The sequence below is a fragment of the Chryseobacterium lathyri genome (assembly GCF_019970085.1).
Taxonomy (GTDB): Bacteria; Bacteroidota; Bacteroidia; order Flavobacteriales; family Weeksellaceae; genus Chryseobacterium; species Chryseobacterium lathyri.
Genome location: NZ_JAHXYG010000004.1, coordinates 512,853 through 524,957 on the forward strand (window position 1 = coordinate 512,853; position 12,105 = coordinate 524,957).

At 37.4% G+C, this 12,105-nt stretch carries 13 protein-coding genes; 6 read left to right on the plus strand and 7 right to left on the minus strand.

The window, feature by feature from the left end:
* Positions 1-16: 16 nt before the first annotated feature.
* The 6 genes from LC418_RS15375 to LC418_RS15400 form a co-directional block, all read right to left on the minus strand.
* Positions 17-1,405, minus strand: a complete 1,389-nt coding sequence (locus LC418_RS15375; protein ID WP_223559778.1) for an alginate export family protein — start codon at positions 1,403-1,405, stop codon at positions 17-19.
* 20 nt (positions 1,406-1,425) lie between these two features.
* A complete protein-coding gene (locus LC418_RS15380; protein ID WP_223559779.1) occupies positions 1,426-2,058 on the minus strand; it encodes a hydrolase in 633 nt (210 codons plus the stop codon).
* Between the two features lie 62 nt (positions 2,059-2,120).
* Positions 2,121-3,044, minus strand: a complete 924-nt coding sequence (locus tag LC418_RS15385; protein WP_223559780.1) for an alpha/beta fold hydrolase — start codon at positions 3,042-3,044, stop codon at positions 2,121-2,123.
* Between the two features lie 178 nt (positions 3,045-3,222).
* Positions 3,223-3,711 (minus strand): MaoC family dehydratase, encoded by a 489-nt coding sequence (locus tag LC418_RS15390; protein WP_223559781.1) that lies wholly within the window; start codon positions 3,709-3,711, stop codon positions 3,223-3,225.
* A 50-nt stretch (positions 3,712-3,761) separates the two neighbouring features.
* Positions 3,762-4,583, minus strand: a complete 822-nt coding sequence (locus tag LC418_RS15395) for an alpha/beta fold hydrolase (protein WP_223559782.1) — start codon at positions 4,581-4,583, stop codon at positions 3,762-3,764.
* Between the two features lie 317 nt (positions 4,584-4,900).
* Complete coding sequence (locus LC418_RS15400; protein ID WP_223559783.1) at positions 4,901-5,653, minus strand: SDR family oxidoreductase; 753 nt, start codon at positions 5,651-5,653, stop codon at positions 4,901-4,903.
* Positions 5,654-6,046: 393 nt separating this feature from the next.
* On the opposite strand from LC418_RS15400, the gene LC418_RS15405 reads away from it, so the two are divergent.
* From LC418_RS15405 to LC418_RS15425, 5 genes are all read left to right on the plus strand, one after another.
* The gene (locus LC418_RS15405; protein WP_223559784.1) at positions 6,047-6,403 is read left to right on the plus strand and encodes a winged helix-turn-helix transcriptional regulator; all 357 of its coding nucleotides are present in this window, start codon (positions 6,047-6,049) and stop codon (positions 6,401-6,403) included.
* 198 nt (positions 6,404-6,601) lie between these two features.
* A complete protein-coding gene (locus LC418_RS15410; RefSeq protein ID WP_223559785.1) occupies positions 6,602-7,357 on the plus strand; it encodes an alpha/beta hydrolase in 756 nt (251 codons plus the stop codon).
* Between the two features lie 3 nt (positions 7,358-7,360).
* Complete coding sequence (locus LC418_RS15415; protein WP_223559786.1) at positions 7,361-8,272, plus strand: helix-turn-helix domain-containing protein; 912 nt, start codon at positions 7,361-7,363, stop codon at positions 8,270-8,272.
* A gap of 213 nt (positions 8,273-8,485) precedes the next feature.
* Positions 8,486-9,379 (plus strand): helix-turn-helix domain-containing protein, encoded by an 894-nt coding sequence (locus LC418_RS15420; protein ID WP_223559787.1) that lies wholly within the window; start codon positions 8,486-8,488, stop codon positions 9,377-9,379.
* A 157-nt stretch (positions 9,380-9,536) separates the two neighbouring features.
* Positions 9,537-10,283, plus strand: coding sequence for a glucose 1-dehydrogenase (locus LC418_RS15425; protein WP_111960299.1), 747 nt, complete (start codon positions 9,537-9,539; stop codon positions 10,281-10,283).
* 38 nt (positions 10,284-10,321) lie between these two features.
* On the opposite strand, the gene LC418_RS21150 is transcribed toward LC418_RS15425, so the two are convergent.
* Positions 10,322-10,444: an AraC family transcriptional regulator gene (locus LC418_RS21150; protein ID WP_223559866.1), complete on the minus strand. Its 123-nt coding sequence runs from the start codon at positions 10,442-10,444 to the stop codon at positions 10,322-10,324.
* A 256-nt stretch (positions 10,445-10,700) separates the two neighbouring features.
* Here LC418_RS21150 and LC418_RS15435 point away from each other — a divergent pair, with 256 nt between their 5' ends.
* Complete coding sequence (locus tag LC418_RS15435; protein ID WP_223559788.1) at positions 10,701-12,104, plus strand: glycoside hydrolase family 28 protein; 1,404 nt, start codon at positions 10,701-10,703, stop codon at positions 12,102-12,104.
* The last annotated feature ends 1 nt before the right edge of the window (position 12,105 follow it).

Sequence of the window (12,105 nt, forward strand, 5' to 3'; positions counted from 1 at the left end):
ATGATTTTAGTAATGATTAAAATTTGAATCCTAACCGGATATTGTAGAAAACGCCACTTTTAGCATCAGGAATAATATCTTCAATAAAAGCTCCTTTTCTGAAGTACTGAATTCCGCTCACTAAAGAGAAATAACGATTAAAACTGTAGGTAAAATTGGTTAAATAGGCTGTTCCGATATATCTTTTATCAGAACTGCTGCCTGGCCGATTGAGCACCCCACTTGGTCTGTACACCCCATCCTGAAGAGCGTACCGCCAGTTGAAAACAACATCCATCTGCATTCTGAGTTTAGAAGTTAAGTCCAGGGTTATATAAGGATGAATATCTATAAGATTCACCGGTCCGATCTGTGGGCTGAAGCCGAAATATCCGCCTTTTGGATAGAGAGGATTAAATGTCTGAAGTTTTCCATCATCTTTCGAGTGATCTCCGGAAATATAATCATTCCTCAGGTTGATGCTGGGTCTGAATCTTACATTTTCAAACAGATAGCCAATATCCACGGAACCTGTCCAGGCACTGATATGCTGATCTCCAAAACTTCCAAACTGATACGCGGCTTCAAGATTATAGATCAATCCGCCGCCATATTTCCAAAATCTCCCTCCGATCGTGTGGCGTTTTTCTTTTGCCACTCCAGCTTCAAAAACGGATTCGTCTCTTCGTATCCCGATATAATACAGATCAAGGTTTCCGGCTTGCGGAAAAATTATTTTAGAATAAGCGCCCCACAGATTGAGCTGTTTTGAAATCCTATTATCAAAAATTCCTGCATTGATACTATCTGCCATCATGGCAAAAGCATCTACAAAAACATTCTTATGGGAATACATTATTTTAGCTCCGGTAAAAGAAAGTCTTGCATTGGGACCTTCTCTTACAGAGATTAATCTTCCCGAGCCATAGTCAAGTTCCTGCCGGCCCAGCCTGAAAGTCAGTTTCTGAGCTGTTTTATTGATCAGGTTAATATCAATAAAAAGGTTTTGAATGCTTAACTGATCTTCATCAATACCTCTTGATCCGTTTTTTCTTCCGTTCTGTAAAGCACTTCTGATCTGTGAAAAGACCCTGATATTTTCTCCCAAATGCATATCTGCGTGAAGATCATACCGCTGCAGAAAAAAGTTGTTGTGTCCTATATCCAGTCTTCCCCAATCTTCATTGTTGAAATCTACATATTCATAGCGTGCCTCGCCTCCAAAAGACAGATAGTTATCTTTCTTTTCATTAAGGGGAAGAAATTTTACCCTGTTATAAAAAGTATCTGAAGAATCTTTTAAATATTCATAATTCTCATCGTAACGCAGGAGCTTGAAACTCTGGGCAGATAAGTTTTCTGAAAATAAAAAAAGCAGAAAGATGACCGTTTTTAAAGACCATATGTAATGTGCAGATCTCAACATTGAAAATTTTTATATAAATATTAATGGTTCAGCATATGATGAGCATAATGAATTCCCAATCCATAAGAACCCCCATATTTTTTCATTAAATCAGTCACAGGAATATAGGTTTCCTGACGTGCCCAATCTCTCTGAAGCTCTAAAATATACTGGATGGAGGTCATTGGTTTTACTCCTGCATGAATCATTCTCTGAATCGCTCTTTCGTGGGCTTCATCACTTACATCACCACAGGCATCAGTAATAACATACACATCATAGTTTTCTTCAAGAGCGGACAAGGCAGGCCCTACGATGCATACACCGGTCCATAATCCTGCGAAAACCAACTTCTGTTTCTGAGTAGCTACAATTGCTTTATAAGCTGCTTCATCTTCCCATGTATTCATTGTTGTTCTGTCAATGTATCCTGAAGTTGCCATAGGATATGCTTCTTCGATTTCAGGAAATACCGGACCTGAAAAGCTTTCTTCGGCTACCGTTGTTACAATTGTCGGCACATTAAATATTTTGGACGCCCCGCAGACTACAGCGACATTATTACGCAGTTCATTCATTGAGATGCTTTTCGTAGCAAATGCCATTTGACCTTCAAAATCGATCAATACAAGCGCATGATTATCCGGAGAAAGTAGTTTGGTTGATGGTTTCATAAAATTTATTTGTTTGTTATTATGTATTTATTCGGGTTAAGCGGAATAAGTATTGACCGTACTTATTGTTTCAAAAACATGATGAATTCTGCATTAAACTTATCTTTCTCTTCCAGGAATGAAGCGTGTCCGCTTTTGTCAAAAGGAACCAATTGAGATCCTGAAATACCTTTATGCATTTGTTCCGCCAATGCAAAAGACACAATTTTGTCTTCTTTCGCGTGGAGAATTAAAGTGGGAATTTTAATTTTTGGAAGATCACCGCGCAAATCCTCATCTCTTAAAGCAATTAATGCCTGTTCCATTGCATATGGGGACGACTGCATTTCGATACTGCCCAGCCAGGCTCCAATTCCGGGAGAAACAGAAGTCGGGGAATACACAAATTTTTCACCGATGGCTGCCAATAATGCAGGTCTGTCCGTATTGTTTAATTCAACCCACTTCGAGATGTCTTCTTTGGTAAAAAACGGATAAGGATAATCAGCTTTTTTAGTATGGCAGGGAGCGGCGGCTGAAAATAAGGCCAATTTGCTTACGTGGGCACTGTTATATTTTGCCACATAATGCAGGGCAATCGCACCACCCATGGAATGTCCGCCCAGGGTAGCATCCTTGATGTCTAATTGATCAAGAACAGCCTTGATGTCGGCCGCAAATTGATCGTAATTATATTTTCCATAAGGTTTATCGGACTGCCCGAAACCTCTCAGGGTAATTCCAATTACCCGGTAACCTTCTTTTACCAGAGCATGGTATTGATATTCCCATGAAGCGTCACTCAAAGGATAGCCGTGGATCAGAACAACCGGCTTTCCTTCGCCCAGATCGGTAACATGCAGTTTTACATTGGGCTCAACTTCGATATATTCAGCTCTTGCTGTAGCTGTTTTGTCAGTGCTTTTTTCCGATTTATCTTTCGTGCTGCACGAAACGAATAATGTGGTTAATACAATAACCGCACTGATCATTGGTTTAATTTTCATGATATAAAGTATTTAGAGATGTATTTAAAAAATCACATCTGACGAATAAGTATTGTGATGATTGATAGAGATTTCTTCAAATCCGCTACTCCACGTTCAAAAGATGATACCCTTATGAAAAATGAGGCAGAGGATTTGAAAAAAACATCAGCTATTAACTGTTGTAATAGGTTGTAATTTATCGCTTCAATAAGTATTTATGCTGACCTTCCAGCACAAGTTCTGATTTCTGGTTGTATACCGTTACTTTGGTCGTCACAATCCCTTTATCTCCCTGCGGACTCAAATCCGTAATCGTGAGCGAAGAATATAAGGTATCTCCGGAATGGACTTCCTTCAGGAAATTACATGAAAGTTCCAAAAAGCTGATGAAAACCTTCCCGAAATAATGCGGCAGCAAGGTTGCCCCCGGCGCAGTAAAGGCCAAAACCTGTAAACCATGAACTACTGGTGCCTCATGCCCCTGTCTTTTGGCATATTCTGCATCATAATGTATGGGATGGTTATCACATGATACGGTTTGAAAAGCTGAAGCATGAGCATCTGTCAATGTTCTGCTTGGAGCTCTAAATACCTCGCCTACTGCCAGTTCATCGAAACTGCGAGCCGGTACAATTGAAAAATCTTCAGGATTAAATGCTGGTTGTTTGGTATTTGAATTTTCCATAAAAACTTTCTGAATTAGAATAAATTACTATTTCACACCCAATAAAAAGCTTACTTTTTTATAAATGCCAGTATATCATTATTAATGGTTTCTGCTTCCGTAGTTGGCATTCCGTGGGGGAATCCAGGATAAGTAATCAATGTGCCGTTTTTCAGCAATTTGGCAGATTTTACACCCGCATTCTGATAAGGCACAATCTGGTCATCTTCTCCGTGTAACACTAAAACAGGAATATCAACAGACTTTAAATCTTCCGTAAAATCGGTTTCTGAGAATGCTTTTACACATTCATAATGTGCAAGGATACTTCCCATCATTCCCTGTCTCCACCAATTTCTCTGCACCCCTTCTTTTATCACAGCACCTTCTCTGTTGTATCCGTAAAAAGGAATCGTCAAATCGATATAAAACTGCTGTCTGTTGGTAAGAGTTTGGTTTCTGATGTCGTCGAAAACTTCCATGGGAACCCCATCAGGATTATTTTCACTTTTTACCATCACAGGCGGAACAGCACTGATTAAAACCGCTTTGGCAACTCTGTCTTTACCATATTTGTTTACGTAACGGATCACCTCACCTCCCCCGGTTGAGTGTCCTACGTGGACCGCATCTTTTAAATCCAGATATTCTGTCAGTTCAGCAACATCAGCGGCATAAGTTTCCATCTCGTGTCCGGTAGTGGTCTGGCTTGAACGTCCGTGCCCTCTTCTGTCGAAGGCAATTACCCGATATCCCTTTTGCAGGAAGAACATGATCTGGGCATCCCAGTCATCAGATGATAAAGGCCATCCATGGTGAAACACAACAGGCTGTCCTGTTCCAAAATCTTTGTAAAAAATTTCCGTTCCGTCTTTTAATTTTAGTGTACTCATTGTTTGTAGATTATTTTTGATTGATAATTAAATTCATAAAAATTAATTACAAGAAGCGCACTAGAAATATAAAACTCTGTAATTCAAATATTTAAAAACATGCCAAATAAAAATAAACTACGATATATCGTAGTTTTATGAGACTGTTATTTAAATATCAGAAAAAATAAGGATCAGTAAATACGTAATTGAATATCCATAAGCCAATGTGCATAGATATTTTTCACTGGAAATAAAAATCATTACGGAACTAAATTTAAAAATTTAGTTCCGTAATGATTTCCTTGGCTATCGCGCTTAAAGCTATCTTTTTTGAATTATTTAGCCAGATAGGTCATCCCTCCATCAACAAGAAGTTCAGCCCCAAGCATGAATGAAGAATCATCAGAGGCCAGGAATACTGCGGTTTTACCAATGTCAGATGGCTGGCCTATTCTGCCTGTTGGCATTACACTTGCAAAGTGCGCTTTTACACCTTCGATTTGTTCTGCAGGAACAAACTTTTCAAATGCCGGTGTATCTGTTGTACCCGGTGTTATTACATTTGCCCTGATCTTTCTTTCTAAAAGATCGTTTGAAAATCCTTTTGCAAAAAAGATTACGGCCGCTTTTGCAGCACCATAAAGCGTAAAATTCGCATATGCCCGATGTGCAGCATTTGACCCGATCAAAATAATAGAACTACCATCATTCATATAAGGCAATGCTTTTTGAACAGTGAAGTAAACACTTTTCAGGTTCAGATCAATTGTTTTGTCAAAGTCGATTTCACTTAAATTTGCCACAGTTCCTACAGTTCCAGCACCCGCATTGACTACAATCACATCTATTTTACCAAATTTTTCTGCAGTTGCTACAAACACTCTTTCCAGGTCGGCAATATTAGTTACGTCGGCATTGATACCTATAAAATTATCGCCAAGCTTAGCCACAGCATTATTTAAAGTATCATGATTTCTGCCTACAATAGCACCAACAGCTCCTTCATTTTTAAATGCTTCTGCAATACCAAACCCGATACCGCTATTGCCACCTGTAATCACGGCAACCTTATTTTTTAATTTATCCATTATTTCTTTTATTTAATGTTTGAGCAACAAAGGTAGATCAACCAAGTTATTTTTAGTAACTTTGTACTTAAAGATAACAGTAACATAGAGGTAACACAGTAACATTGTAACGTATCAGATTAAAGATTTTCAACAGGAAAACAAGAAAAAAGGTTCGGTCAAAGTTTAATGGGATACGAAGGAAGGTATAGTTTTCTCCGCACCTGAAAAAACTGAGAACAGAATATTGAAAAAGACATCCGGACAGTATTAATACCTCAATGAAAGGGGATAAAAAAATCTGTATTGCATTAAACAATAGTGATTTCGACTTTTCATTTAAACAAAAGTAAATTTCAGCTTTGTACAGATAAATAATAAATAACATTAACATACAGTATAACTAATTAATAAATGAAGTGTGCAATAACAGAATTCCAGCAGGAACAAAAGAAAAGAATGAGATCCGTTCAGGATGCCATGGATGCGTTGAGCGGAAAATGGAAGATCGCTATTATCTCGTCGATCTGCTGTTACAGTAAAAGAAGATTTTCAGACATTCTGAATGATGTTGAAGGTGTTTCCAACAGAATGCTGAGCAAAGAATTGAAAGAACTGGAACTCAACCAGCTGGTCAAAAGAACGGTTTTACCTACACAACCTATAACAGTTGAATATGAATTGACAGAACACGGCAATACGCTGCAAAGGATTATCAGCGAACTTTCAGATTGGGGAACTGTACATCGGAATAAAATTATCGGAAAATAATGTTCGTTACTTGTTATTTTCCAAGTAGCGTATCAAAATATAGATAAAGGAGCCATAATGTGAACACAAAATTTGTACTCGGCCAAATCTGTTGACACTTATGATCAACAGGCATTTTGACTAAAACAAAGTGCAATCAGGCTAAATTGCTTCCTACATTACTGCATAAATTTGCTTTAAGAATTAAACAATAAAAAGATGAGAGCAGCAATTTTTATACTGACAAGCATGATGTTTTCCATGATGGTATTTGGCCAGCAACATCAGCCCCGGACTTTTTTATTTGTTCCGGGTGCCTGGGATGGCGGTTGGGATTATGCTAAGGTAGATTCTATCTTAAGCAAAAAAGGAGATATTGTCTATCGTCCCACTTTAACAGGTCTGGGAGAGAGAGTTCATCTATCGAATGCAAACATAAATCTTACAACTTATGTTACAGATATCGTAAATGTGATCAGGTTCGAGAACCTGCATAACGTTATCCTTGTTGGCCACAGTTATGGAGGAATGGTTATCTCCGGGGTAGCAGAACAGGTCCCCGACCGTATCAGCAACCTGATTTATCTGGATGCTATGGTTCCTAACGATGGCGAAAGCGCCAAAGACGTCTGTGGGGATCTATGGGATAAAGTGATGGTTCCGTTTATAAAGGATACTGTTATGCTTTATCCATTCGGTCCAACAAAAAATATTTATCCCACCGATGTCCCCCAGCCATTAAAAACTTTTACTGAACCTTTGAAGATAAGGAATCCATTGGTGAAAAATATCCCGGCTGTTTATATCTCAATGACAAAAAATGGCAAACCTGCGAATGAAAAAATGGGGTACAGCAGAGCAAAAGCAAGGAACTGGAAAATTTATAACTTGAAAGGTGGTCATTACGCTATGCGTGAACAGCCCGCAAACCTCGTGAAAAAACTTGAAGAGGTTCTACAAGATCAAAATCGCTAAATTATGGAAAACAATCTGCCCCTCAGGATCGAAACGGTCAGTAAATATCATAAGGTGATGGGACTTCCCAATCCTGAGCATCCTCTGATCAGTGTTATAGATTATAGTACCATTATAATGCCTTGTATGGCGAATGTCAGTCTGATCTTTGATTTTTATACTGTGTTACTTGACCGGGATTTCAGAGGCAGGATGAAATACGGACAGCAGCAAAGTGATTTTGAGCAGGGCGTCCTGTTTATGATGTCTCCAAATCAAGTGTTTGAAATTGATGTAGAAGAAATGACAAACCGTTCAGGGCTATTATTGCTTATCCATCCTGATCTATTGTGGAACACATCTTTATCAAAAAAGATAAGGGAATATGAATTTTTTGATTATTCTATTAATGAAGCATTATTTCTTTCAGACAAAGAAGAGGAGTCTATTGTTAGGATATTTCAGGATATTGCAATCGAATATCAGCACAAAATCGATAAGTTCAGCCAGACAGTCATTATTGCTCAATTAGAGCTGCTTCTAACCTATACGGATAGGTTTTATCAGCGTCAGTTTATCACACGTCAGAAGAGCAATCATCAAATTTTAAGCCGTCTGGAAGATCTGCTTTCGAGCTATTTTAACAGTGATAACTTAGTGATAGAGGGTATTCCAACTGTACAGTACGTTGCTGGGGAACTTAATATTTCACCGAAATATTTAAGCAGTTTGCTGCGCGTGCTGACAGGGCGAAATACTCAGCAGCATATCCATGACAAATTGATTGAAAAAGCCAAAGAAAAACTATCTACTACAAATTTGACGGTAAGTGAAATTGCGTATGAACTGGGTTTTGAACATTTGCAGTCATTCAGTAAATTATTTAAGGCCAAGACAAAAGTTTCGCCCCTGAATTTCAGACAGTCGTTTAGCTAAATACCTGCCCTCTTTCAGGTTATTTGGATCGCATTCCACCGTTAGAGGATCGGGCCATCCTATAATTTTGCTTTTAAGACTCTTAAAAACATATCTTTCTTCAACAAATAAATAATTTGACAAAAGTTTAAAGATATGTGCAAAAATTGCATTCAAAATGATCATCTTCATTGACCTATTAATTTAATAACTATTTATACAATTATTTTTCCAATGGACTCATACTCGATTAAAAATATCATCACATTTCGTGAACTAAAATGGAATTATACCGAGGACTTTTTATTTCTGACCGATATACCTGAGTCTTTTGAACCATTTATCCTGACACCTGATTATTTCTCATATGGAATCATTAATAAAGGGCAACTTGTTGTGGAACTTGATGGAGAATTACTTCATATAGATAATAAGAAGCGTTCTTTTTTCATATATCGCCCTCATCAGAATCTCAAGATCGTTGAAATTTCTCCTGGTACACAAGGTGCTTTTGTCCTGTTTAATAAAAAATTTATCCAAACCCTTGATAATCATTTTTTATCCATAACAGAAAAAACTTTTCTTGAACGCCGTTTCGGGACATATTATAGTTTAAAGTCTAAAGATTTCAATCGCTTACAAGATCTCTTTTCAAAGATCTTTGATCTCCTTTCCTTTATAAATTCGGAACTGTGGGAGCAAACGGCTAAGAACTTGATGTTAGTTCTTATCAGTGAGACCGATCTGGTAATAAGTAAATATAGACCTTCATCCAAACAATTCACTTTTAATAGAAGTCATCATCTTGTAGAAAGCTTTATGCGGTTGGTCAGTGAAAACTATCTGCATGAACAAAATCTTGACTATTATGCATTTCAGCTTAATATCACTGTAAATTATCTGCATAAAATCGTGCAAAACTCTCTGAACATTACTCCCAGCAAAATAATACAAAATGCAATATTAGACCAGTCTATCCTATTACTTAAGAATTCTGATAATAACATTGGCGAAATTGCAGAAAAATTATCATTCAAAGATATTTACTCATTCAGTAAGTTCTTTAAAAAAAATATGAATGTTTCTCCAAAAAAGTATCGAAATCAACTGGCAGCAGAATTACAATAGTAGAGAATTAGGTAAATAATGTAAAGATTTGGACATTTCAAATCCTGTTGATTTTTGGTAATATTGATTTTTATGTTGATATGAAAGCATGATCGAATTTTAGAACGGACCATGGTGTTATGCATATCAATATTTTTATTAATCAAATGAAATCAATATGAAAAGATTAAATGGCAAAGTGGCCATCATTACAGGTGGCTCACAGGGCATGGGAGAATCCCATGTAAGAACCTTCGTAGCTGAAGGTGCGAAAGTGATCTTTACTGACCTTAATGAAGAGAAAGGCCAAAAGATCGCAAATGAATTAGGAGAGAATGCTGTTTTTGTAAAACAAGATGTTACCAGTGTAGAGGACTGGAAAAAAGTAATATCAGAGGCGGAAAGTAGATTTGGACCGGTCAATGTCCTGGTAAACAATGCAGGAATACTTGGACCTATAAAAACGATAACCGAAATTTCTGAGGAAGAATATCAGAAAGTTGTTGACATCAATCAAAATGGTGTCTTTTACGGAATGAAATATACAATCCCATCAATGCAGAAAGCTGGTATAGGTTCCATTATCAACATTTCATCAATAGCAGGGATCATTGCAATTCCAGGCTATCCCAGCTTAGCATATATGGGAAGTAAGTTTGCTGTACGTGGAATGACCAAAGCTGCTGCAGTTGAGTATGGGAAGGAAAATATCCGCGCCAACTCAGTACATCCTGGCTACATAAAGACACCAATGATGGTAGAAGCTACAGACGAAGATGGCAGTGGCGCTGCCGATGCTATTCCATTGGGAAGGATGGCGGATGCAAAAGAGGTAAGCGACCTTGTTATATTCCTCGCTTCCGACGAATCTTCTTTTCTTACTGGTACAGAACAGATTATTGATGGCGGAATGAGTATCCAATAGAATAAATATTTATAATCATTAAAAAAGGATTAATTATTTTAATCCTTTTTTTTCAATTTAAGACTTCGATATTCCAATGGCGTTTGTCCTGTTCTGGCTTTAAAGTATCTCCCGAAAAAAGAGGCATTGGAAAAATGAAACTCATCAGCAACTTGTGCAATAGTTAGGTTTTAGCTTTTCAACATTCCTTTAACTGCCAATAACACGATTTCATCAATCCATTCTCCTGCAGTTTTTCCACTTGTGTCCTTCAACACATGAAAAGTCTTCTTCCCATCACAAAATATCCCAGGAAACAATTAATGAATTTTATACCGACAGTGCAGGATAATTTTTAATCATAATTATTTTAGATTGCGATAAAGAAAGAGATTTTAATATTAATGCTCCTTCTTCAACTAATATTTCTCTAACATTATGAAAAAATATGCTTTAATACTTTTCGCATTAATCATGTCAATTCCCGTTTCGGCGCAATACAAACCCTGGACTTCCTCAGAACAACCTTTAAAGGAAATCAAGACATTAAAAAAACAAATTGTAAAGCCAAACTTCAGAAAACAAGACTATATAATTACCGATTTTGGGGCCATTGGCGATGGAAAGACAAAAAATACGGAAGCCTTTAAAAAAGCCATCGAAAAATGCAATGCAGAAGGCGGAGGAAGGGTTGTTGTTCCAAAAGGAATCTTTTTGACAGGGGCTATTTATTTAAAAAGCAATGTGGATTTACATGTTAGTGAACATGCAACGATCTTATTCAGTCAGGACAGTAATGATTATCCTATTGTTTTCACAAGATGGGAAGGAATGGAATGCATGAATTATTCATCGTTGATCTATGCTTACGAAGAAGAAAATATTGCTATAACCGGAAAAGGAACACTGGACGGAAACTCTGACAACGACCATTGGTGGTTTTGGTGTGGTGCAAAAAAATATGGCTGGAACGAATCCCGTCCGGGAAGACAAAATCCTGCCCGTGCAAAACTGCATGAATACATGGCTCAAAAGAAAAATCCGAGAGAAAGAATATTTGGTGACGGATATTATCTGAGACCTAATTTCGTTCAGCCTTATAAGAGTAAAAATTTCTATATGGCGGATGTTTTGGTGAAAAATTCTCCAATGTGGAACCTTAATCCCGTATTGTGTGAAAATGTTTTGATTGAAAGAGTAAAAGTAATCAGTCATGGTCCTAATAACGATGGTTTCGATCCTGAAGCGTGTAAGAATGTGTGGATCAAAGATTCATATTTTGATACGGGAGATGATTGTATTGCCATAAAATCCGGAAGAGATGAAGACGGAAGAGGCATCGGGAAACCAGCGGAAAACCATATCATCGAAAACTGTGAAATGAAAGATGGACACGGCGGTGTAGTGATCGGAAGCGAAATTGCAGGCGGGGCAAAAAATATTTATGCCATAGGAAATGTCATGGACAGTAAAAATCTTGACAGGGCACTTCGCATTAAAACCAGTTCAAGCCGTGGCGGAATTATTGAAAATGTATTCTTCTACAATACAAAAGTAGGCGCTTATAAAGAAGCTGCGGTCCGTTTCAATATGCATTATGAAAAACCGGGCAACTTCATCCCTACTATCAGAAACATCTGGGTAGAAAATCTGACCGTAAAAAAAGGCGGAAAATATGCCATTCTTTCTGATGCCTACGAATCTTCTCCGGTAACAGATTTTACAATGGTTAATGCTAAAATTAACGGTGTTGAAATTCCTTATAATGTTGATTTTTTAAAGAATGTCACCCTGAAAAATGTCACTGTTAACGGAAAGCCATTAACCGATTTAAAAAAATAAA